This window comes from Ruegeria sp. E8 (genome assembly GCF_056533985.1).
In genome coordinates this window covers 1-21291 of record NZ_JBQFOY010000007.1, presented here as the reverse complement: position 1 = coordinate 21291, position 21291 = coordinate 1, and the positions used below count along the sequence as shown (strand labels likewise).

Annotated in this window: 22 protein-coding genes; 12 read left to right on the top strand and 10 right to left on the bottom strand. The window is 60.1% G+C overall.

The features are described from left to right. Positions 1–13: 13 nt before the first annotated feature. Genes ACR0LF_RS11255 through deoC form a run of 3 tightly spaced genes read right to left on the bottom strand, consistent with a single transcriptional unit; the run spans position 14 to position 4240 of the window. Complete coding sequence (locus ACR0LF_RS11255) at positions 14–835, bottom strand: SDR family oxidoreductase (RefSeq protein ID WP_480579908.1); 822 nt, start codon at positions 833–835, stop codon at positions 14–16. 25 nt (positions 836–860) lie between these two features. Then, positions 861–3194, bottom strand: coding sequence for an aldehyde dehydrogenase family protein (locus ACR0LF_RS11250; protein ID WP_480579910.1), 2334 nt, complete (start codon positions 3192–3194; stop codon positions 861–863). 47 nt (positions 3195–3241) lie between these two features. Next, positions 3242–4240 (bottom strand): deoxyribose-phosphate aldolase, encoded by a 999-nt coding sequence (gene deoC, locus ACR0LF_RS11245; protein ID WP_480579912.1) that lies wholly within the window; start codon positions 4238–4240, stop codon positions 3242–3244. A gap of 200 nt (positions 4241–4440) precedes the next feature. Between deoC and ACR0LF_RS11240 the strand changes: the two genes are divergently transcribed. The 6 genes from ACR0LF_RS11240 to ACR0LF_RS11215 all read left to right on the top strand — a co-directional run bounded on the left by ACR0LF_RS11240 (position 4441) and on the right by ACR0LF_RS11215 (position 11749). Then, positions 4441–5394, top strand: coding sequence for a metal ABC transporter solute-binding protein, Zn/Mn family (locus ACR0LF_RS11240; RefSeq protein WP_480579914.1), 954 nt, complete (start codon positions 4441–4443; stop codon positions 5392–5394). 3 nt (positions 5395–5397) lie between these two features. Then, positions 5398–6201, top strand: coding sequence for a metal ABC transporter ATP-binding protein (locus tag ACR0LF_RS11235; RefSeq protein WP_480579916.1), 804 nt, complete (start codon positions 5398–5400; stop codon positions 6199–6201). A gap of 3 nt (positions 6202–6204) precedes the next feature. Next, positions 6205–7410 carry a metal ABC transporter permease gene (locus ACR0LF_RS11230; RefSeq protein ID WP_480579918.1) on the top strand — a complete coding sequence of 402 codons (1206 nt, stop codon included), beginning with the start codon at positions 6205–6207 and terminating at the stop codon, positions 7408–7410. Next, complete coding sequence (locus ACR0LF_RS11225; protein ID WP_480579920.1) at positions 7407–8336, top strand: metal ABC transporter permease; 930 nt, start codon at positions 7407–7409, stop codon at positions 8334–8336. Before ACR0LF_RS11230 ends, ACR0LF_RS11225 begins: the two co-directional genes overlap by 4 nt. Positions 8337–8599: 263 nt before the next feature. Then, the gene (mutL, locus tag ACR0LF_RS11220) at positions 8600–10462 is read left to right on the top strand and encodes a DNA mismatch repair endonuclease MutL (RefSeq protein WP_480579922.1); all 1863 of its coding nucleotides are present in this window, start codon (positions 8600–8602) and stop codon (positions 10460–10462) included. A gap of 57 nt (positions 10463–10519) precedes the next feature. After that, positions 10520–11749 (top strand): DNA recombination protein RmuC, encoded by a 1230-nt coding sequence (locus ACR0LF_RS11215; protein ID WP_480579924.1) that lies wholly within the window; start codon positions 10520–10522, stop codon positions 11747–11749. 3 nt (positions 11750–11752) lie between these two features. Here ACR0LF_RS11215 and ACR0LF_RS11210 read toward each other — a convergent pair whose 3' ends face one another. The 3 genes from ACR0LF_RS11210 to ACR0LF_RS11200 are packed head-to-tail and all read right to left on the bottom strand — an operon-like array spanning position 11753 to position 13380. Continuing rightward, complete coding sequence (locus ACR0LF_RS11210; RefSeq protein ID WP_480579926.1) at positions 11753–12157, bottom strand: hypothetical protein; 405 nt, start codon at positions 12155–12157, stop codon at positions 11753–11755. A gap of 46 nt (positions 12158–12203) precedes the next feature. Beyond that, positions 12204–12854 carry a ChrR family anti-sigma-E factor gene (locus ACR0LF_RS11205; protein ID WP_480579928.1) on the bottom strand — a complete coding sequence of 217 codons (651 nt, stop codon included), beginning with the start codon at positions 12852–12854 and terminating at the stop codon, positions 12204–12206. Between the two features lie 10 nt (positions 12855–12864). After that, positions 12865–13380, bottom strand: coding sequence for a sigma-70 family RNA polymerase sigma factor (locus tag ACR0LF_RS11200; RefSeq protein WP_480579963.1), 516 nt, complete (start codon positions 13378–13380; stop codon positions 12865–12867). Positions 13381–13667: 287 nt separating this feature from the next. Here ACR0LF_RS11200 and ACR0LF_RS11195 point away from each other — a divergent pair, with 287 nt between their 5' ends. From ACR0LF_RS11195 to ACR0LF_RS11180, 4 genes are all read left to right on the top strand, one after another. Further along, complete coding sequence (locus ACR0LF_RS11195) at positions 13668–14441, top strand: DUF1365 domain-containing protein (protein WP_480579930.1); 774 nt, start codon at positions 13668–13670, stop codon at positions 14439–14441. Positions 14442–14525: 84 nt separating this feature from the next. Continuing rightward, positions 14526–14843 carry a DUF3775 domain-containing protein gene (locus ACR0LF_RS11190; RefSeq protein WP_480579932.1) on the top strand — a complete coding sequence of 106 codons (318 nt, stop codon included), beginning with the start codon at positions 14526–14528 and terminating at the stop codon, positions 14841–14843. Between the two features lie 145 nt (positions 14844–14988). After that, on the top strand, positions 14989–15216 hold the full coding sequence (locus ACR0LF_RS11185) for a DUF1127 domain-containing protein (RefSeq protein WP_480579934.1): 228 nt from the start codon (positions 14989–14991) through the stop codon (positions 15214–15216). Positions 15217–15274: 58 nt separating this feature from the next. Next, on the top strand, positions 15275–15478 hold the full coding sequence (locus tag ACR0LF_RS11180; protein WP_480579936.1) for a DUF1127 domain-containing protein: 204 nt from the start codon (positions 15275–15277) through the stop codon (positions 15476–15478). Positions 15479–15572: 94 nt separating this feature from the next. Here ACR0LF_RS11180 and ACR0LF_RS11175 read toward each other — a convergent pair whose 3' ends face one another. Genes ACR0LF_RS11175 through ACR0LF_RS11160 form a run of 4 tightly spaced genes read right to left on the bottom strand, consistent with a single transcriptional unit; the run spans position 15573 to position 19072 of the window. Then, positions 15573–16715 (bottom strand): saccharopine dehydrogenase family protein, encoded by a 1143-nt coding sequence (locus tag ACR0LF_RS11175; RefSeq protein WP_480579938.1) that lies wholly within the window; start codon positions 16713–16715, stop codon positions 15573–15575. A 3-nt stretch (positions 16716–16718) separates the two neighbouring features. Further along, positions 16719–17774 (bottom strand): saccharopine dehydrogenase, encoded by a 1056-nt coding sequence (locus tag ACR0LF_RS11170; protein WP_480579940.1) that lies wholly within the window; start codon positions 17772–17774, stop codon positions 16719–16721. Positions 17775–17788: 14 nt separating this feature from the next. Beyond that, on the bottom strand, positions 17789–18403 hold the full coding sequence (locus ACR0LF_RS11165) for a glutathione S-transferase family protein (protein ID WP_480579942.1): 615 nt from the start codon (positions 18401–18403) through the stop codon (positions 17789–17791). Between the two features lie 18 nt (positions 18404–18421). Beyond that, positions 18422–19072, bottom strand: coding sequence for a histidine phosphatase family protein (locus ACR0LF_RS11160; RefSeq protein ID WP_480579944.1), 651 nt, complete (start codon positions 19070–19072; stop codon positions 18422–18424). A 137-nt stretch (positions 19073–19209) separates the two neighbouring features. Here ACR0LF_RS11160 and ACR0LF_RS11155 point away from each other — a divergent pair, with 137 nt between their 5' ends. Continuing rightward, a complete protein-coding gene (locus ACR0LF_RS11155; protein ID WP_480579946.1) occupies positions 19210–20406 on the top strand; it encodes a Zn-dependent hydrolase in 1197 nt (398 codons plus the stop codon). 272 nt (positions 20407–20678) lie between these two features. Next, positions 20679–21291, top strand: a 613-nt coding sequence (locus ACR0LF_RS11150) for an aminomethyltransferase family protein (protein ID WP_480579948.1), incomplete at its 3' end; no start/stop codon positions are given.

The following is a 21291-nucleotide window of genomic DNA, read 5'->3' as shown; positions in this document are numbered from 1 at the left end:
GGCTGAGCGCTGCTCAGCCCTTTTTCATGCTGCGCAGCATCTGTCCCATCATCTGGCCGAACTTGCCCGATCCGCGTTGATATAGCGCGCCGTCGACGGCCAGAACCGTACCGCTGATATAGCTGGCCATGTCCGAGCTGAGGAACAGGCAGGCATTCGCCACGTCCCGCGGCTGCCCCCACCGACCCAATGGGACATCCTTGCGCAGTTCTTCGTGGGCGTTTTCCGTGGGGGCCAGACGTTTCGCCCCTTCGGTGCCTTCGATGAACCCGGGCACGACCGAGTTCACGCGGATGCCCTCGACCCCCCATTCCATCGACAGGGTGCGCGTGATCTGATCGACGCCCGCCTTGGCGGCGCAGACATGCGATTGGCCTTCATATGGCAAATAGGCTTGCGGGGCCGAGATGTTGATGATGCTGGCACCGGGGCGTTTGAGATAGGGATAGGCCCCCTTCATCACATGGATTGTGCCCATCAGGTCGATGTCGATCACGGTCTTGAACGCGTTGACCGACATCTCGGATGCCAGCGCCGGGAAGTTCCCCGCCGCGCCCGAAACCAATACGTCAAACTCGCCAAACGCGTCGTGGAACTGTTTCAGTCCCGCCGCCACGGCCTCTGCGTCGCGCACATCAAAGGCGACACCGATGGCCTCCTGCGCGCCCGCGGCTTGCAGCGCAGCAACGGTGTCGTCCACCTTGTCCTGCGACCGGCTGGCGACGGCCAGTTTCGCGCCCGAAGCGGCAAAGGCTTCGGCAATGCCGCGATTGATACCGCTGGTTCCGCCAATGACGATGACGGTTTTTCCTGAAAAATCGCCTGAAAATTCCATATGGGCCTCCCGTGATGCGGGAGCCCTACTCGCCGTAGGGCACCCAGATGTTTTTCACTTCGGTCGCAGCCTGCAGGAACCGGCGCGAATGGTCCACGCCCCAATCAAGTGCCGTCGCGTTATTCACCCATGTCCGTTTCAGGTTCCCGGCCGAGACCGCCTCGATCTCTTTCGACAGGTCGGTGGACGAGAACGACCAGACCGCATCCACGTTCAGGTGCGAAGCCAGCGGTTTGGCCAGTTCCGCATGGCTGCCGGTCAGGATGTTGACCACACCAGCAGGGACGTCTGAGGTCTCAAGGATCTGGTAGAAATCGGTGGCTGCCAGTGGATAGGGCTCCGAGGCCACCAGAACCGTCCGATTGCCCATCGCAATCGCCGGTGCCATTGCAGACACCAGACCCAGCAGGGGCGCTTCGTCGGCGCAGAGCGCGCCGATAACACCTACGGACTCTTTCATGGCAATGGCCACGCCTCGGATCGGAACGCCATGTACCTGACCGTCATACTTGTCGGCCCAGGCGGCGGCGGTGAACAGGCGCTGGATCGAAGCTTCGACCTCTTTCGCGCCGCCCTTCCTGCCGATCATTGCGTCGATACGAGCAGCAAATTCATCAGCACGCGCCGAGAGGTTTTCGCCGATGTAATACAGGATCTGCGCGCGCAGGTGGCCGGTGGTCTTGGACCAGCCTTTGGCACCCGCCGCAGCCTCAACCGCGTTGCGCACGTCCTTACGGTTGGCAAGGCCCACATGGCCAAGCAGGCCGGATTTGCCCCAAACGGGTTTCGAATAACCGCCATCGGGCCGTGCCTGCTTGCCGCCGACATACATCTTGGCGGTGCGGTCAATCGGGTCGACCGGAGCGCCCTCGCCCATGATCGCCTCGACCTTCGCCAGCGGCTTGGCTTTGCCCTTTGGCTTGGTGTACGCGGTCAGGCCTTCCCAGCCGCCTTCACGGCCAAAGCCGCTTTCGCGCACGCCGCCAAAACCAGCCGCGGCGTCAAACAGGTTGGTGGCGTTCACCCAAACCACACCCGCAACCAGCTTGGGCGCGATATCCAGCGCGAGGTTCACATTCTCGGTCCACACAGTCGCGGCCAGACCATAACGGGTGTTGTTGGCCAGCTCGACCGCCTCTTCCGGTGTGCGGAAGGTTGAGGAAACCAGAACAGGGCCAAAGATCTCTTCCTGCATCAGCGGGTCAGAGGTTTCGAGCCCCGAGATCAGCGTCGGCGGGTAGTAGCAGCCGTTCTCAGGCAAGTCACAGGCCGCCTGATGCACGTGACCAACCGTGTTGTTTTCAACCATCCCCTTGATGGTCTGCAATTGAACCGGGTCCACCACAGCGCCGACGTCGATGCATTTGTCCAGCGGATCACCCACACGCAGCATGTCCATCCGCGCGCGCAGTTTATCGTGGAACCTGTCGGCAATGCCTTCCTGCACCAACAGGCGCGAACCCGCACAGCAAACCTGGCCCTGATTGAACCAGATCGCATCGACCAAACCTTCAATGGCGCTGTCGATATCGGCGTCGTCGAACACGACGTAGGCGGACTTGCCGCCCAATTCCAACGTCAGTTCTTTGCTGGAACCAGCGGTCGCCTCGCGGATACGCCGCCCAACGACCGTCGATCCGGTAAAGGCGATCTTGTCCACATCCGCGTTTACGATCATCTCGCCCACAGCGCCGTCTCCGGTCACGATGTTGACCACGCCCTTCGGCAGCCCGGCCTGCGAGCAGATGTCGGCGAACAGCAATGCGGTCAGCGAGGTGTACTCGGCCGGTTTCAAAACCACCGTGTTGCCCATCGCCAGCGCCGGAGCGATCTTCCACGCCAGCATCAGCAGCGGGAAGTTCCACGGAATGATCTGCCCGCAAACACCGAGTGCCTGAGCATCGGGCAGCTCGCTCTCCATCAGCTGCGCCATACCCGCGTGATAATAGAAATGCCGCTGCGCCAGAGGAATGTCGATGTCCCGCGACTCACGGATCGGCTTGCCGTTGTCGAGGCTCTCCAACACCGCAAACAGGCGCGAATGCTTCTGCAGCAGGCGCGCAATGGCATAGAGATACCGCGCACGACCTGCGCCGCCCAGCTTCTCCCATTTCGGCTGCGCTTTGCGCGCGGCGGCAACGGCGGCGTCCACGTCGGCTTGTTTGGCTTGCGTCAGCTTGGCCAGCACCTCTCCGGTCGCCGGGTTGCGGCTGTCAAAGCCTTTGCCCGGCTTGGTGAAGGCGCCATCGATATAATGACCGAACTTGTCACCCTGATCGACCAGCCAGGCCAGCGCCTCGGCTGCGCTTTCGGGGGCGGGGCCGTAATCCATGGTCTCGAAGATCTCTTTGACTGTCATAACTTCATCTTTTCCCAAATACTCACTGTCCAAACATTTCCACAGGCTCAGCCCATCGAATGCCTGTATCCAGCCGAGTAAGCCCCGGTGACATAGTGTTCCAACTGCCGCTCGATATCGCCCAGTAGCGACGAGGCGCCAAAGCGGAACAGGTCGGGTTCCAGCCAGCGGTCGCCCAGCTCGTCCTTGATCAGCGACAGGTAGACCAGCGCGTCCTTCGCCTTGGAAATCCCGCCCGCAGGCTTGTAGCCAACACGGTACCCGGTGCGGTCATAGTAGTCGCGGATTGCGCGGATCATCACCAGCGACACGGGCAGCGTGGCGTTGACGCTTTCCTTGCCGGTCGAGGTCTTGATGAAATCAGCACCCGCCATCATGCACACCAGCGAAGCGCGGGCGACATTGCGCAGGCTGCCCAGCTCTCCGGTGGCCAGAATGGCTTTGACATGGGCATCACCGCAGGCGACGCGGAAGGCCTTCATCTCATCATACAACGCCTGCCAATCGCCAGACAGCACATGACGGCGCGAGATGACAATGTCGATCTCTTCGGCCCCGGCCTTCACACTTTCCTCGATCTCGGCCACGCGCAGGTGGAAGGGCGACAAGCCCGCCGGAAACCCGGTCGACACGGCTGCGACCGGAATGCCGGTGCCGTGCAGCGCTTCTACGGCAGTTTCGATCATATCGTGGTAGACGCAAACGGCTCCGGTCGTGATCGGCGGCATGTCCAACGCTTGCAATACCGAAGAGGCCACGGGTTGCCGCGCCTTTGCACAAAGACGGCGGACACGTCCGACCGTGTCATCGCCCGACAACGTGGTCAGGTCGATCATCGTTATCGCCTTCAGCAGCCACGCGGCCTGATACTCTTTCTTCACCGACCGCCGACCGGGCAGGGTCGCGGCGCGGCGCTCAATGGCTGAAGTGTTGGCTTGCACGGCGCGCACCCAGTCCAGGTCCAACTCCATGCCGGGGTTTCTGGGCTCGGTCACTTGCGGCAGATGCGCGGTGCGCACGGGGCTTTCTGAGCTCTGCGTATCCATAGTCACGTCCTTTGGGAGGTTTGCGACAAAATCGCATGCCGGGCCGGGGAATGGAAGGTGTTGTAGGGAACTGATCGGAAATTTTTTGACCAAATGGACAAAGAATCCCGACTTTCTTGCGAATAATTCGCATTAGCGTTGACTTAGTTGCGAATGGTTCTCATATTCATCCTAATCAGGACGCGAAATTGAGGTCGAAGATGATTCGTCGGAGTTTTCTTTCCGCATTGATGCTGGCGGTTTCACTGCCCCTTGCAGCCTGGGCCGAGGCACCCCTTAAGGTGGTTGCCACGACGGGCATGATCGCAGATGCGGCGCGTCAGGTCGGTGGTGATGAGGTTGAGGTCAAAGGGCTGATGGGCCCCGGTGTGGACCCTCATGCCTATCGCCAGACACGCAGTGATATAGTCGCCATGACCCGAGCTGACCTGATCCTGTGGCACGGCCTGTACCTCGAGGCGCAGATGGAAGATTTCTTCCATGTTCTGGAACGTAAGCGAACCGTGATCGCGGTAGCCGAAGGTGTTGATAAATCCAAGCTGCGGTCGCATGACGATTATGCCGACAAGTTTGACCCTCATGTCTGGATGACACCCGTACTGTGGCGTGACGTCGTTCTGGAGGTTCAGGCCGCCTTGACCGAAGTGCGCCCCGATGCGGCCGAGGTTTTTGCCGCGAACGCGCAGGCCCATCTTGCAGATATCGATCGCTTGGCGATCTATGCCAACACCGCTTTGTCGTCGGTCCCTGAAAACAGCCGAGTTCTGATCACCGCCCATGACGCCTTTGGCTATTTTGGCGAAAGCTTCGGGTTCGAGGTTCTGGGCATTCAGGGCATCTCGACCCAGTCCGAGGCTGGTCTGAACCGGATTGGTGAACTGGTCGATCTGCTGGTCGAGCGTCAGGTCACGGCCGTCTTCGTCGAAAGCTCGGTCTCGGATCGTTCGATCCGCGCATTGATCGAGGGTGCTGCGGCCAAGGGGCATGAGGTCAAGGTCGGAGGCGAACTGTTCTCGGACGCCATGGGTGAAGACGGAACCTATGAAGGCACCTATGTCGGAATGCTGGACCACAACATCACTGTTATTGCCGGCGCGTTGGGTGGCGATGTCTCTGGTCGTGGCATGGACGGCAAACTGTCGGCGGGATTTTGATTGATGTTGGATCTGGTCAGCAATGAAGGTGTGACAGTTGAAGCGCAGGGGTTGGCGGACAGCCCCCTTGCCGTGCGCGGGCTGACAGTCTCATACGGGCAAAAGCCAGCCGTCTTTTCAGTTGATATGACCGTCCAGCCCGGTGCGATGACTGCGATCATCGGGCCGAACGGGGCCGGAAAATCCACTTTGCTCAAGGCGGCGCTTGGCATCGTTTCGCCTCTGTCAGGTCAGGTCACCGTGTTCGGCCAGCCATTGGACAAGCAACGTGCCCGCATCGCCTATGTGCCTCAACGTGCCAGTGTAGACTGGGATTTCCCGACGCGCGTCATCGATGTGGTTCTGATGGGTCTGTCGCGCGAACTTGGATTGTTGGGCCGTGTGCGTGCCCGTCACAAGGCCTGCGCGATGGATTGTCTGAACCGTGTCGGCATGCGCGATTTCGCGGACCGCCAGATCGGACAATTGTCCGGTGGACAGCAGCAGCGCGTGTTTCTGGCGCGTGCTTTGGCGCAGGGCGCTGACCTGTATCTGCTGGATGAACCTTTCGCAGGCGTGGATGCTGCCACGGAGAAAGCCATTATTGCGGTGCTGAAATCTCTGAAAGAAGCGGGCAAGACAGTTGTGGTGGTGCATCACGATCTGGCGACCGTGACCGATTATTTCGATCATGTGTTCCTGATCAATACCCGAAAGGTTGCCGAAGGGCCGGTGTCCGAGGCTTTCACGGCCGAAAACCTGCAATCGGCCTATGGCGGAAGACTGGCGACCGCGCAGATCGATCAATTATCGCGCGCTCTGGGGTAACTCATGCTTTGGGACGCTCTGACCCTGCAGCTTGGCTATAACGCCACGCTGGTAGCCCTTGGTGCGACCTTGCTGGGCGTTTCGGCGGGTGTAACAGGGACGTTTTTGTTCCTGCGCAAACGTGCCCTGGTCAGTGACGCAATCAGCCATGCAACTCTGCCCGGCGTCTGTCTGGCTTTCATGGTGTTGGTTGCGCTGGGCGGGGACGGGCGCAATCTGCTGGGCCTTCTGGCGGGTTCTGCCATCTCGGCCTGGGTCGGCCTTCTGTGTATGAACTGGCTGACGCGGCACACGCGGCTGGCCGAAGATGCAGCTATCGGAGCGGTTCTGTCGGTCTTCTTCGGCTTTGGCATCGTCTTGCTGACAATCATTCAAACCATGGGCGTGGGCCGTCAGGCCGGGTTGGAGGGCTTCTTGCTGGGCTCAACGGCTGGAATGCTCTGGGCTGATGCGATGATCATCGCAATCGGTGGCGCGGCGACATTGATGCTGGTCATGATCATCCGCCGTCCCATGACCTTTGTTGCGTTTGATCCTGAATATGCTGCGGCCCGAGGGTTGCCGGTTCATAGAATTGACTTGGCCATGATGGGGTTGGTCATGGCCGTGACCGTGGTTGGCCTGAAAATCGTGGGTCTGATCCTGATTGTAGCACTTCTGATCATCCCGGCTGTGACCGCGCGGTTCTGGTCTGAACGCTCTGAACATGTCGTTCTGCTCGCCGGGTTGGCAGGCGGGCTGGCCGGATTTATTGGCGCAGCCATTTCGGCATCTGCACCAAACCTTCCAACGGGACCGATTATCGTTCTGGTCAGTTTTGCCTTCTTTGTCGTTTCCCTGTTCTTCGCTCCGATGCGCGGAGTACTGGCGGCGGTGTTGCGCCATTTGCGCTTTCAGCGGCGGGTGCATATTCGACAGGGGCTTTTGGCGCTGGCCCAAGGGCAAAAGATCTATGAACCCCTGACCCTGCGTTTGCTGCGCCGTGCCGGTCTTGCCCGTGCCGACGGTGTTGCAACCGACGCCGGTAAAGCCCGCGCAGCCAAGGCTTTGCGTGATGAGAAGCGGTGGGAGTTTGTCCGCGCAGATCAGGCGCATGAGGCAACAGCGGCGCTTTATGATGGGTTGCGGGATATCGAAACCGTCCTGACCCGCGACCAGATCGCCGAGATCGACCGCCAGATCGGCAGACCACAAGGGGTGCAGGTATGAGTGGTGAAGAATTCGTTCCGCTGTCGCTGACGCCGCTGCTGATAGGCACATTCGCGGCAATTGCCTGTGCCCTGCCCGGTAACTTCTTGGTGCTGCGCAAACAGGCGCTTATCGGGGATGCGATCAGCCATGTCGTGCTGCCGGGTATCGTCGTGGCGTTTCTGATCACGGGCACCATATCGACCTGGCCAATGATGCTGGGCGCGGCAGGGGCTGCGGTAGTCGCGGTGGTTCTGATCGAAGCCATTCGCCGACTGGGCCAGATCGAACCCGGTGCCGCAATGGGCGTGGTCTTTACGACCATGTTCGCTGCAGGCGTTCTGCTTCTGGAACAGACGGACACATCGACCGTGCATCTGGACGTGGAACATGCGCTTTATGGCAACCTTGAAAGTCTGATCTGGCTGGATGCAACCGGATGGTCATCCTTACTGGACGCTGAGGCGCTTGCAGGGTTGCCCCCCGAACTGCCTCGTATCGCTCTGACCTTAGTCGGCGTGTCATTGTTCACGTGGCTGTTCTGGCGGCCGCTGAAGATTTCTACCTTCGACGAAGGCTTTGCCCGGACGATCGGCATTCGAACCGGCGTTCTGGGCATGGCGTTGGTCATCACCGCAGCCATCGCCGCAGTGGCCGCTTTTGACGCCGTAGGCTCGATCATCGTGATTGCCATGTTCATCTGTCCGCCCGCCGCAGCACGGATGTTGACGAACCGACTGGAGGCGCAGATTGCCTGGAGCGTCGTGTTCGCCATTGCCTCAGCCGTGTCGGGCTATGTGCTGGCCGGCTACGGCCCCTTGTGGCTGGGCGGGGCGGATGCCGTAAGCGCCGCCGGTATGATCGCCACAATGTCGGGTCTGATTCTTGCCGTGGCGGCGATGTTCGGCCCTTGCCGAAATCGGATCGGTGCTCACACGTCTGCGTGAGCAGGCATCTTCCTGCCACACATGCCCGCACGTCATCGGCCAATCTCTGCCCAGAAACTGAACAAGTGAATCTTAAGCAGATTTTCAGGCACGTACATGATACACCCCGTCTCATAAATGAGCTGAAAACACACCACTCACTTGGCACGTCCGGGTGATCCTGAATGAAGCGTCATTCGCGGTCATCCGGACGCCCCCTACCTTCAAAACGTGCTGCGCAAACCGGTGGCAGAATCGTATGCGACTGTGCTAGGTCTAGGGGTATGGCGCAGGCAAACCCCAATATCAGCGAAAATCGCCCGGTCATCCGACAACTGGATGATGCTGCAATCAACAGGATTGCTGCCGGTGAAGTGGTGGAACGACCGGCCTCGGCGGTCAAGGAACTGGTCGAGAACGCAATCGACGCCGGAGCCACGCGGATTGCCATCGACATCGCCGATGGCGGCAAGACCCTGATCCGTGTGACGGATGACGGGTGCGGTATCGCGGCCCAAGATTTGCCGCTGGCCTTGTCTCGCCACGCCACGTCAAAGATTGACGGGTCGGATCTGCTCAACATCCACACCTTCGGCTTCCGGGGTGAGGCTCTGCCCTCTTTGGGCGCGGTCGGGCGTCTTACCATCACCAGCCGTGTGCCGGGCGCGGATGCGGCACAGATCCACGTCGCGGGTGGAAAGATGGATGCGGTCAAACCCGCCGCCCTGCGCGCGGGCACGGTGGTCGAACTGCGCGACCTGTTCTTCGCCACGCCCGCCCGGCTGAAATTCATGCGCACGGATCGGGCCGAAGCACAGGCGATCACCGACACGGTGAAACGGTTGGCCATGGCCGAACCTTCGGTGACCTTCACCCTGCGCGATGTCTCCGGCGGGGGAGAGGGGCGTGTGACCTTCCGCGCGGATCGCGAGAACGGAGACCTCTTCGATGCGCTCCACGCCCGTCTGGCCCGCGTGATCGGGCGCGATTTTGCCGAGAACGCTCTGCAGATCGACGCCACGCGTGAAGGCATCCGGCTCTATGGCTATGCTGCCTTGCCGACCTATTCCCGGGGCGCTGCGGTGGCGCAGTACCTCTTTGTCAATGGCCGTCCGGTACGTGACAAGATGCTGACCGGTGCACTGAGGGCGGCCTATTTCGATTTCCTTAGCCGCGATCGTCACCCGGCGGCGGCACTGTTCATCGACTGCGACTCCACGCTGGTGGATGTGAACGTCCACCCGGCCAAGTCCGAGGTTCGGTTCCGTGATCCCGGTATCGCGCGGGGCCTGATCGTGTCCAGCCTGCGCCATGCCTTGGCCGAGGCCGGGCATCGGGCGTCCTCGACCGTGGCCAACGCGACCTTGGGGGCGATGCGACCGGAACCCGTACAGCCTGCCCCCGCGCGGGTCTATCAGATGGAGCGCCCGTCCCCTGCGGCTCGTCAGGCGGCGTATCGTGCACAGGCTCCGGGTTTCGCCGAACTGGCCAATGATTACAGCGGCAGCATTGTCGATCCGACCCCGGTTGTACCGACCGCTGAGGTTCAGGAACCTCAGGCGCAGGATCTGCCACTGGGCGCTGCACGCGGGCAGGTGCATGAAAACTACATCATCGCCCAGACAGCTGATGGGATGGTGATCGTCGACCAGCACGCCGCGCATGAGAGGCTGGTTTATGAAAAGCTGAAAACGCAGATGGCCGATAACGGCGTTGCTGCACAGGCGCTTCTGATCCCGGAAATCGTGGAGCTGTCCGAAGGTGATTGCGCCCGTCTGATGGCGGTTTCTGATGATCTCACGCGGTTTGGCCTGACCATCGAGCCCTTTGGCGGAGGGGCCATTGCCGTGCGCGAAACCCCTGCCATTCTGGGTGAGGTTGATGCCCGCGCGATGATACTCGATGTTCTGGACGAGCTGGCCGATCAGGGCGAAAGCCAGAAGGTACAGGCCAGGATCGAGGCGATTCTCAGCCGCGTCGCATGTCACGGTTCGATCCGGTCCGGCCGCCGGATGCGGGCCGAAGAGATGAACGCCCTGCTGCGCGAGATGGAGGCGACGCCCCATTCCGGCCAGTGCAACCACGGACGACCGACCTATGTTGAACTCAAACTCAGCGATATCGAACGCCTGTTCGGACGCAGTTGATTTGATTTCGGACAAGCATTAAGAAGATAGAAACAAAACGAGAACAAACTGAACGCCATGATCCAGATTGCAGGCACTGAAATAGCGTTGAATGACCCCGTGATTCTGGTCACGGGCGGGGTGGTGGCGCTGGTTCTGCTGCTGCTATTTCTGTCGCTGCGGGCGGCCAATCGCTCGGCCCGGATGACGGAACCTCTGGCACGGCAGATGGCGCATCTGGGTCAGCACGTGCAGCAACTGGGACAAGGGCAGGAACAACTGCGCGGCGGCTTGCAGCATGTCTCGGACACGCAGGCCAATGCACAGGTGCAGGTGATCCAGACGGTCGAGGCGCGCTTGTCTTCGGTTCAGCAGCAGATGAACGACCGGCTGGCGGACAACGCCATGAAATCGGCCCGCGCGCTGGCCGAGATGCAGGAACGGATGAAGGAAACCCTGCACGGTTCGTCGAAACAGACGGCGACCTCGCTGACGCAGTTGCAGGAACGTCTGGCCGCCATCGACAAGGCGCAGGACAATATCACCAAGCTGTCGGGTGACGTGCTGTCGTTGCAGGATATCCTGTCGAACAAGCAGCGGCGCGGGATGTTTGGGGAGATTCAGCTGAACGACATCGTGTCCAAAGCGCTGCCTGCGGACAGCTATTCGCTGCAGGCCACCTTGTCGAATGGCAGGCGGGCGGATTGCCTGATCCACCTGCCGAACCCGCCTGGGCCCATCGTGATCGATGCGAAATTCCCGCTGGAAGATTTCGAAGCGCTTGCCGCCGCGCAGACCAAGGCAGATGTTGAAAGATGCCTGCGGGCGTTTGGTGCCGCCGTGAAAGTGCATATCAAGGCCATATCCGAGAAGTACATTCTTGATGGTGAAACCGCAGACGGCGCGTTGATGTTCGTACCGTCCGAGGCGATTTATGCCGAGTTGCACGCTCGCTTACCCGATGTCGTGCGAGAAGGGTTTGCCGCGCGGGTTTGGATCGTTTCTCCCACCACCTGCATGGCCACGTTGAACACCATGCGGGCGATCCTGAAAGATGCCCGTATGCGCGAACAGGCCGGTGCGATCCGGAAAGAACTGGGGATGCTGCACAAGGATGTGGAGCGTCTGGGGGATCGCGTCTCGAACCTGGATCGTCATTTCGGGCAAGCGGCCAAGGATATTTCGGAAATCAAAATCAGCGCCGAGAAAGCTGGCCGCCGGGCGCAGCGCTTGGATAATTTCGACTTTGAAGAAATCGCAGCTGAGGCCGAACCGGACGTCGTGCCCTTGGCGCGTCACGAAGGCTGAGGTCTACTGGATCGACAGGTCCAGATTGTACCCCACGGTTTTGCCGGTGTCCCTGTCATTGCCCATTAGATAGACGCGGATCGTATACTCCCCATCCTCGGGCAGATCGATCAGTGCTGTGTTGCCGTTGATCGATCCGTTATAGATCGCGACCCCGTCGCTGCCGGGCGGCAGAATGTTGAAGTAGATCACACCGTTTCCGTTGGTGTCGCTGACTTGAAGGTCAGCGAACATCTTCTGACCGGATTTGGCACCCAGTCTGTAGTCGGAGTATTCATCCCCAGTGACCGTCCCGCTGACCATGGTGCCAAAATTGCCGGGCTCAAACTGCACCTCGGCCGTCATTTGGGCAGAGGCGGCGGGCGCGACCGCAAGCAGAAGGACAGACAAAAGCAATCTTCCGATCAAGACCTTTCCTTTCAATGTATGCCCGCTGCAATCATCCTCCGCGAACTTAAATGCGCAGGAACGGCTGGAACAAGCGAGGCATCAGCTTGGTGAACTTCAACGGTGCATCCGTGACGGCCAGACATATGCAATCTTCCGAGATATCCGCCACGGGCGTGTGTTCCAAATCCTCGTCAGCGATTTCGACATCGCCACGGGCGAAGCGATCTACTTCGTCCGAAAACGCGCCCTGCAGAACCATCGTCAGTTCCATACCATGATGCCCATGATCTGGGACGGCGACACCGGCCGGAATAAACAACAGGCGGGCCGTGGCCTCTTTGGTGGTCGGCAGGATGGCCTGTTTGACACCCATACCAATCGGTTTCCAGCGGATGTCTTCGACGGTTCCACCCACATAATCCTGCAGCGGAGCCGGGAGCACAGTGCAACCCGGTTGCGTCGGCTTGGGGGCCGGTGCGCCCTGGGCGATCAAGGCCATCGTCGCGGCCAGAGACGCGTCACTCATGGCGACGGACGCAGTCTGTTCTTCCAGAACATGCCCACCCACAGCGTCAAAGCTTTCAGCCCGCGCGCGGCAGTGGTCGCACAGGGAAAGATGCGTGGCGACCATCAGATCGAACGCTTCGGGCAGACTGCCTGCGGCATAAGCCATCAGCAGGTCATCTGTCAGGTGATGTTTGATCGACTTGTTCATCATACTCATCTCAGTTCATCGCATGGCGCAAGCGGTCCAGCGCCAGCCTAATTCGTGATTTGATCGTTCCGAGCGGCAACCCGGTCTGAGACGCGATTTCCCGGTGACTCAGATCGCCAAAATACGCCTTCTCGATCAGTTCTCGCTGCGCCTCCGGCAACGCCGACAAGGCGGTGCGCAGCTGCGCGGTTTCCTGTTGCAGCGCAATGACGTCGTCCTGATCAGGCTCTGCCTCGGGACCCCATCCCAGTTCTTCCGGTTCGGGGCGGCGTTGTTTGCGCAGCACGTCAATGCGCTTGTTCCGAGCGATCGTGAACACCCAGGTGGCCACCGTTGCCCTCGACGGGTCAAACAGATGGGCCTTGTGCCACAAGGTCGCCATCACCTCCTGCGCGCATTCTTCTGCCATCGTAGCGTCTGATCCTGACTTCATCAGGAACGCCTTGATGCGCGGCGCGAAGTGCTGGAACAGCTCGGCAAAAGCCGCCTGATCCTGCGCGTCGCGAATGCGTTTGACGTGATCCACCCATTCGGTTCTGGTTTCGCACGTTCCGTTGGTTCCGTTCACCCGTCTACCCTTGATGCGTTTTTGTGCGCGCCGAGGCTGAAGGGCGGCCGGTTCAGCCGCAGGTTCGTCCAAGGTCACGGTATCGATCTCGGTAAACATAACCACATTACGCGGGTCGGCCAAAGCCGGATCACTTTATCGGGACATTATGATCCAAATCGTGCAGGTTCCCGTATCATGGATATCGGCAACTGAAAGAAATCAGTGCTGTGCAAAGTGTTTACAGAAAAGTCAGAAAGCAGCGGATGGCGCAAGAAATAGACCATATAGCGGGTCATACCTTCCACGGGCGCAAGGGCGCGATTGAAAACGCGTTTCGCTATTCCGTCGATTACATCCTGCTGGACCCCGAAGCGGACCTGAACACGCCTTTGCTGTTTTCGGTGGATCGCGCGAACGTAACGAACTGGCGCAGTTCCGATCACGGGGGAGAGCCCGGCCAAGGTGAAGGTGCACGCTGGGTGCGCGCGCGTTTCACTGACATGGCGGTGGCGCAACCGGCGCGTATCCAGCTTTTGACTCAACCCCGTGTGCTGGGTCATGTGTTCAACCCGGTCAGCTTCTGGTTCTGTTTTGATGATCGCGACCAGCTCTATGCCGTGGTGGCTGAGGTCACCAATACCTATGGCACGCGCCACAGTTACCTGTGCCATAAACCTGATTTCTCACCGGTCGAACCGTCTGACCGGGTGGTGGCGGACAAGTTGATGCATGTCTCACCTTTTCAGAAGATCGAAGGCAGCTATACCTTCCGATTTGATTATCGCCCGGACCGGGTCGGCGTTTGGATCGATTACGGCCGCGCTGACGGTGGGTTGATCGCAACACTGACCGGACCGCGCCAGCCCCTGACGAATCGGGTGATCCTGTGGTCCTTGCTGCGGCGCCCGTTTGGGGCCCGCCGAACCTTTGCTCTGATCGTCTGGCAGGCGTTCAAACTGTGGCTAAAGAAGGCGACCTTTCGCCCGTTTCGCAGAGAACCGGTGCCGGACCAGCCGGTTTCGCGCGTCCGGCACTAGCGCAGGGTTTGCGTAAGATCAAAGACTCGCCCCTCGTTCGGTGGTTGTGATGGAGTAACAACCGCGAACACGAGGAACTGATCCATGTTGGAAATTTCGGCAAGAAAAGTCGCTCAGGTCGCCCTGATGGGGCGCGAGCTGAACCGGGCAGAAGGTGAAATGCGCGCCTTTATCGAACGCATGAGCGAAGACGAGCAGGCCGAACTGGTTGCCATCATGTGGATCGGCCGCGAGAGCTTTTTCGCCGAAGACCTGGCCGAAGCGATTGCCACCGCCAAGTCCGAGGCCTCGACCCCCTGCGCCGATTACCTGATCGGCACCCCGCATATGTCCGATCATCTTGAGAACGGTCTGGATGCGCTGGGGATATCCGCCGAGGATGTTGAAAACGATCTGATGTAGCCTGCTCAGCGGGCCAGGCCCGCTGACACTTTCCTTCAAGCCAGTCTTAAAGAAACCTTAATGAACTGCTTTGGTAACGTTAAGGCAGCCTTCCCAAATTTGATGTCAGGACGACAATCCACATCAAATTCAGGAGGAACAAGACATGGCACATACACAAACTGTAGACACCCACAGAGGCCTGTTTGACGGCCTGTTTTCAAACTACGCGGATGCAAAGGTTGAGCATTTTCGCCGCCGGATTTTCTCGAAAACCGTGCGGGATCTGGAAAAGCTCGACGATCAGCAACTGGCCGACATCGGCGTCCAGCGGGATCAGATCAAGCGGTGCGCGTATGACAGTGTGTATCACAACAAGCCTTACCGTCAGTGATGGCGCATCCGACGTGAACTGAATCCGATCCCTATAATCCCATTAGTGAGGTACCAGTATGTTTGACGTTATCCCACCAACCAATCAACCGGGTCCGGCTGCAAGCGCGTTGTTGCTTTTCGACCGCGCCATGCGAATTCGGGCGATCAGCCCCGACATTGTCCGCGCCGCGCAGCATCTGAACGCCATGACTGACAATCAGTTGTCGGAACTCGGCATCAACCGCAGCGATATCGAAGACACGATCGAGCGGTATATCTGAAGGCCCGGTCAAGACAGTCAAGACGAGGTAAACATGCCTTACGAAGACCAATGAAAGCCATTCCAGCAAATCTGGAATGGCTTTTTTGTTGCGATCAGGCTGTGTGATCGACGATTTGCAGATGCTGGGCCAGCTTATCGATCTCGCCCATCCATCCCTGCACCAGCTTCGGGTCGCTGGGGGCCGCGTGAACACCAGCCGGGATGGCCCGGTTCAACACCGCTTCAACAGCCAATGAGACCGGAATCGATACCAGACGCGCCATTGCCGTGCCGCGTTCGTCGCCCCAGGCGTCCATAACGTAGGTCTTGTTCCAGACCTCAGCGCCATCTTTCTCGGCTTTCAGACCAACGCACAGGACCACGCGATCGGGTTCACCTTCGTCATAGGCGTTTTCGTCCCAGAACTGGTCCGACATCTCTTTCAGGCGGGCATCCCCTTCGGGGCCGGACAAGGTCTCGATCTCGGTGAACACGTCCGACCACGCATCGGCCCAGCCGTTCAGGCGCAGGGTGCCGCGGACAAATTCCTTGACCGGCCAATGTTCCTCGAACTGGTACTCGGCCATGAAGGGGATCGAGTCGCGGTTCGGATAAACCTCGAAGCTTTCCGGCGTCGGCAACGGGGCGATATAGCTGCTGATCGCGTCCCAGGGGCGGGCAACGTCGAGCGGGGCGTAGTCGCGGATCGATTTCGACGGAGACCGCAACGCCTTGAGCACGCCCAGTGGCGACCAGCTGAACTTGTAGCGGAATGGGTTGGCGTTCTTGGGGATACCACCGCAATAGGAAATGAAACTCAGGTGGTTTTGCGAGTCGAACGCATCCGAGGCGCGGTAATCCGCGACCAATGCGTGGGCCATCAGGTGGTCGATGCCCGGGTCCAGACCGACCTCGTTGACCAGCGCCACACCGGCCTCGCGTGCCTTGACATCCAGCGCGCGCATCTCGGGCGCGATGTAGGACGACGAGACAAAGTTGGCCTGTTTGGAAATGGCCAGCTCGGCCAGAGGCACGTGCCAGTCACCCGGCAGCATGGACACGATCACATCGTCTTTCTCCAACACCTCGCCCAAAGCGTCGATGTCGAAGGCACGGATGTCGTCGGTCAGGTCCCCGACCTCGGCTTTGGCCTTGCCGATGGTCCGGTTCCAGACGGTGACCTTGTGGCCGCCTTCGATCAGGCGGCGCAGGCCGGGGATGGCCGACAGGCCGGTGCCACACCAATGAATGGTCATCGTTCAGAGTCCTTCAATATGCGTTTTGTAAGTTGCTTCAGCCCGACCCCAGACGCCGCTGTCCAGATCGGTCAGCGTCAGCAGAGAGGGCAGCAGTTGCGCCGCGTAGTCTTCCGAGCTTTCGACCGGCAGCATCGACGGCAGGTTGTCGATGGCCATCACGTCCATCACCGGGTCGGTGGCCACCCGCAACGCCGGGGCCTCCCACGTGGTAGCGCGGTCATAGACCGGCACCGGGTTGTAATCGCTGTCCGGGTCGCAGGCCACGTCGCCGATGGCAGTCAGGTTTCGCGGGGCGGTCAACGCGTCGCGCGGGACGAAAACCGGCGTGCCGGGGCGTGCGAAGATGCAGTTCAGAAATAGATTGTGGTCGAGGATTTCGGGGAACGGCCCGCCGCTGGCGGTCTCGGCCATGTCCCATTTGGTGACGCTGACGCCCATCGCCTCGCACAGATCGGCAGCACCCGTTCCCACGCGACCCAGCGCGCCGATGACGATGGCGCGGGGACGTTCGGCACCGGTCGCGTCTAACTTGGCCAGCAACTCGGCGTTCAGCGCATCCTTGCTCGGGTAAACACCCACGGGCGGGCATTCCTTGCCCCGTTGCTGCGCGGTCCATGTTTTCAGCGTCACCGCCGCACCCGCATACCCGGCCCAATAGCCAAAAGCGGCCACCCGGCGACCGGTTTCGTCCACCAGATATTCCAGATCATACAGCGTGCCGCCGCCTGCCTTGAACCGTTCCAGCAACGCACGGCCGGAATGCTGACCTTTGAAGGCGTGACCGAACATGATGTGACGATGGGGCAGGGGCGTGCCGTCCTCGGGCAGTTCCTTGAGGCCGAAGATGATCGCATCCAGCGGGGCCTCGGGCCAGGAATTCTCGGGTGCGATCTCGCAGCCCGCGTCCTTGTATCCATCAATCGGAATGGCGCGGACATGGCTTTCCTCGACCGTCACGCGTATACCTGCCGCGATCAGCGCAGCGGCCCCTTCTGGGGTCAGCCCGACCCGTTCTTCGTTCGGGCGCTGTTCTGCCCGGACCCAGAGATGTGTCATTCTACTTCCTTTTGTCAGAGCATTCCTGCGGCTTTGACAGCCTGTACAGAGGGCCGTGCCTCCATCGCCTCGCGGAAGGCGATGATCTTGGGAAAGGCCGAGACATCAACCCCGTCGCCCTCCAGCCAGCTGCTCACCACATACAAATAAGCATCGGCCATCGAGAACGCCTCACCCAGCACAAACGGCCCGCGCAGCCCGTTTGAACAGATGTATTCGCAGGATGCGGTCATCGTCTGCGGCACCTTATCCTTCATGTCCTTCCAGCTGGCTTTCTTGTCCGCCCAACGCGCGCCACGCAGCTTGTGCGCGTGGTTCACATGCATGGTCGACGCCAGATAATACATCACTTCCCGCATCCGAGCGGCCATGACCGGATCACCGGGCACCAACCCGGCCTGTGGGGCAACCGCCGCGATGTAATCCAACAAGGCACCGGTTTCGGTCAGGATGCCGCCATCGACCACCAGCGCAGGAACCCGGCCCTTGGGGTTGATCTGCTTATAGGCGGGTTTGGTCTGCTCGCCCTCGGCGAAATCCAGCTTGATGGCCTCGTAGTCCAGCCCGGCCTCTTCCAGTGCGATAGCAACAGCGACCGAGATGGTGCGGGGGGCATAGTAAAGCTGCATCGAATATCTCCGATCCGGTTAAAGATGCGTCTGCGCGTATTGCCGGTCCGGTGCTTCCAGATGCGGCACAGCGTTGAACAGAACCGGGCTCAGTTGGGCACCGATCGGGTGCAGACGATGCAGCGATGTGTTCATGATGGCAAGGGCCACCCGCGCCATCGCCGGAATGTCCAGCCCCATCGCCTGCCGCACCACCATCGAGATCAGCCCGCCCGAGGTCACGACAATGGCCGGCCCGCCCTCGGTTCCGATCTCGCGCAGCGCGCTGGAAACGCGGTTTTCGAAATCCACGAAAGTTTCCGGCGTGCCGCTGATTTCGCCATTGGCCCAGGCGGCAAAGGTTTTCGGCAGGTGTTCGACAAAACCCTCGCGGTCGGTCGGAACCACAACACCGTGCTGTTCTTCGAACAGTTTGGCGAGGGTGAAGTATTCGATCTCGTTCAGGCGGGCGTCGCGAACGGGTTCCGGCAAGCCCATGCTGGCGGCGGTTTCAACATGCCGGGTCAGGGTGCCACAATACACACGGGGATAATGGGCCCGCGTGCTATGCAGATGCGCGCCCAGCCAGCGGGCCTGCTGATGACCCAAATCGCTGAGCTTGTCATAGTTCTCTTCATCCCGTGCAGTTGTGTTGGCCTGCCCGTGGCGCACCAGTGTGATATGTGACATGTCGGTCCCTCTTGCGCAGATGTCTTAGGGCAGGTTCGGAGGCGGGGCCAGAGGGGTTTCGCACGCGCTCGAAAAAACTCCTGTCTGCGGATCGGTTTGTGGCTATGGTCGGCGTAGTCAACACGCCGGAGGAACCTATGGATATCGATCACACCCGTTTTCTGGCCGACCTGCACAAGCTGCGCGAATTCGGGGCGTCGGGCGTGGGCAAGGGCGTTGTCCGACCGGCCTATTCCGAGGCAGACATTGCCGCCCGCCAATGGCTTGCCGGACGTATGGTTGAGGCTGGCCTGACCCCGCATTTCGATCCTGTGGGCAATCTGTTTGGGTTGGCTCCGGGTGCGTCCCTGCTGATGGGCTCGCATTCCGACAGCCAGCCTGAGGGCGGCTGGCTGGACGGTGCGCTGGGCGTGATCGCCGCGCTGGAGATTGCACGGTCCTGCGATCAACCCATCTCGGTCGTCAGCTTTCAGGACGAAGAAGGGCGGTTCGGGGTGACGACCGGATCGGCGGTCTGGTCAGGCGGGTTATCTCTGCAGAAGGCAGATGGTCTGACCGATGGCGCCGGCATCAGCTTTGGATCGGCGCGCGCGTCGATGGCCGACCTATCGCAGGATTTCGTCGATCCGGCCCGCTTCACGGGTTTCATCGAGATGCATATCGAACAGGGTCCCACGCTGGACACAGCTGGTGAAAAGATCGGCGTTGTCACCGACATCGTTGGAATCCGCGACATGTCCATCAGTTTCGAGGGGCAGCAGAACCATGCCGGCACTACTCCCATGCATCTGCGCCGGGATGCCTTTCAGGCTCTGTCCCTGTTCAATACGCGGCTCAATGACCGGTTTCTCAATGTGGTGACGCCGCAAACCGTCTGGACCATCGGGCGCGTCGACCTGCATCCCAATGCGTCCTCTATCGTGCCAGGGCGCGTGCGGTTCTCGATGCAATGGCGTGACGGCGATGCCGACAGGTTGATGCGGATGGAAGAGATCATCCGCGACACGGCTCAGCAGGTCGCAACGGAACAAGGTATGATCTTGGACTACGGCCCGATGCTGGGGTTGGAGCCTGTCGCCATGAACCCGGACCTGCGTCAGGCGCTGGAAAACGGCGCAGAGCAGGTCGCGCCCGGGCAATGGCGCCGGATGCCTTCAGGGGCATTGCATGACGCCACCAATGTCTCTCGTCTGATGCCGGTGGCGATGCTGTTTGTGCCTTCGATCAATGGAATCAGCCATGATTTTGCCGAAGACACCGCAGAAAACGACCTTGTCGCCGGGCTCAGGGTTCTGGATCATGCGGTTCGCTTGCTCGGGTCTCGAGGGCGATAAGGTGCAGGTAATATGCAGTATTTTCGATAGAGGTCCCCGGGTAGGCTATGCTCGGGGCCGTTGGTTCATTCCGTCTTTGACGTGGATGGGATGGAGATGTTGCCTAACGGAAAAAAGTTTCCTATAGGAACATTGTTGATGCATACGCCCGTATACTTACCTGTCCGGATGGAAGCGCTGCGCCAAAATACCGGGGGTGAATCGTTGCAATATGTGCAGCTTAGGTCAGACTGCGGGCATGCGTTCTGATCAACTGAGACAAGGTATCCGCCATGACATTGCTTAAGCGCACGCCTCTTTACGATTTGCATGTTGAGTTGGGAGGTAAGCTGGTTGATTTTGCTGGTTGGGAGATGCCTGTTCAGTATCCTATGGGGATTATGGGGGAGCATAAGCAGTGTCGTGAGAAGGCGGCGTTGTTTGATGTGAGCCATATGGGCCAGGTGATCCTGCGGGGTGAGAATGTGGGCGAGAAGCTCGAGGCGCTGTGCCCGCAGGCCTATGCGACGCTGAAGGAAGGCAAGGCGCGGTACGGGTTCTTCACCAATGCCGACGGCGGGATCATGGACGATTTGATCGTTTCGAACGCGGGCGATCACTACTTCGTGGTGGTGAACGCGGCGCTGCGCCATCAGGACATCCCGCATATGCGTGAGCACCTGGACGGCGTCGAAGTGACCGAGATCTTCGACCGGGCGCTGGTCGCGGTCCAGGGCCCCAAAGCCGAAGACGTGGTGGGGGAACTCTGCCCCGCGGCGCGCGATCTCAAGTTCATGGAAACCACCGTGGCCGACATCAACGGTGTCGAATGCCGCATCTCGCGTCTGGGCTATACCGGCGAGGACGGGTATGAGATCTCGATCCCCGAGGACAAGGCGATTGAGG

What these genes read in the sequence shown, in the direction of transcription:
- ACR0LF_RS11170 (WP_480579940.1), bottom strand. Translation starts at nt 17,774, where the DNA reads ATGACACATCTCTGGGTCCGGGCAGAACAGCGCCCGAACGAAGAACGG.
- ACR0LF_RS11175 (WP_480579938.1), bottom strand. Translation starts at nt 16,715, where the DNA reads ATGACCATTCATTGGTGTGGCACCGGCCTGTCGGCCATCCCCGGCCTG.
- ACR0LF_RS11255 (WP_480579908.1), bottom strand. Translation starts at nt 835, where the DNA reads ATGGAATTTTCAGGCGATTTTTCAGGAAAAACCGTCATCGTCATTGGC.
- ACR0LF_RS11165 (WP_480579942.1), bottom strand. Translation starts at nt 18,403, where the DNA reads ATGCAGCTTTACTATGCCCCCCGCACCATCTCGGTCGCTGTTGCTATC.
- ACR0LF_RS11240 (WP_480579914.1), top strand. Translation starts at nt 4,441, where the DNA reads ATGATTCGTCGGAGTTTTCTTTCCGCATTGATGCTGGCGGTTTCACTG.
- ACR0LF_RS11205 (WP_480579928.1), bottom strand. Translation starts at nt 12,854, where the DNA reads ATGAACAAGTCGATCAAACATCACCTGACAGATGACCTGCTGATGGCT.
- ACR0LF_RS11180 (WP_480579936.1), top strand. Translation starts at nt 15,275, where the DNA reads ATGTTTGACGTTATCCCACCAACCAATCAACCGGGTCCGGCTGCAAGC.
- ACR0LF_RS11235 (WP_480579916.1), top strand. Translation starts at nt 5,398, where the DNA reads ATGTTGGATCTGGTCAGCAATGAAGGTGTGACAGTTGAAGCGCAGGGG.
- ACR0LF_RS11195 (WP_480579930.1), top strand. Translation starts at nt 13,668, where the DNA reads ATGGCGCAAGAAATAGACCATATAGCGGGTCATACCTTCCACGGGCGC.
- ACR0LF_RS11250 (WP_480579910.1), bottom strand. Translation starts at nt 3,194, where the DNA reads ATGACAGTCAAAGAGATCTTCGAGACCATGGATTACGGCCCCGCCCCC.
- ACR0LF_RS11190 (WP_480579932.1), top strand. Translation starts at nt 14,526, where the DNA reads ATGTTGGAAATTTCGGCAAGAAAAGTCGCTCAGGTCGCCCTGATGGGG.
- ACR0LF_RS11215 (WP_480579924.1), top strand. Translation starts at nt 10,520, where the DNA reads ATGATCCAGATTGCAGGCACTGAAATAGCGTTGAATGACCCCGTGATT.
- ACR0LF_RS11225 (WP_480579920.1), top strand. Translation starts at nt 7,407, where the DNA reads ATGAGTGGTGAAGAATTCGTTCCGCTGTCGCTGACGCCGCTGCTGATA.
- ACR0LF_RS11230 (WP_480579918.1), top strand. Translation starts at nt 6,205, where the DNA reads ATGCTTTGGGACGCTCTGACCCTGCAGCTTGGCTATAACGCCACGCTG.
- deoC (WP_480579912.1), bottom strand. Translation starts at nt 4,240, where the DNA reads ATGGATACGCAGAGCTCAGAAAGCCCCGTGCGCACCGCGCATCTGCCG.
- ACR0LF_RS11160 (WP_480579944.1), bottom strand. Translation starts at nt 19,072, where the DNA reads ATGTCACATATCACACTGGTGCGCCACGGGCAGGCCAACACAACTGCA.
- ACR0LF_RS11185 (WP_480579934.1), top strand. Translation starts at nt 14,989, where the DNA reads ATGGCACATACACAAACTGTAGACACCCACAGAGGCCTGTTTGACGGC.
- ACR0LF_RS11155 (WP_480579946.1), top strand. Translation starts at nt 19,210, where the DNA reads ATGGATATCGATCACACCCGTTTTCTGGCCGACCTGCACAAGCTGCGC.
- mutL (WP_480579922.1), top strand. Translation starts at nt 8,600, where the DNA reads ATGGCGCAGGCAAACCCCAATATCAGCGAAAATCGCCCGGTCATCCGA.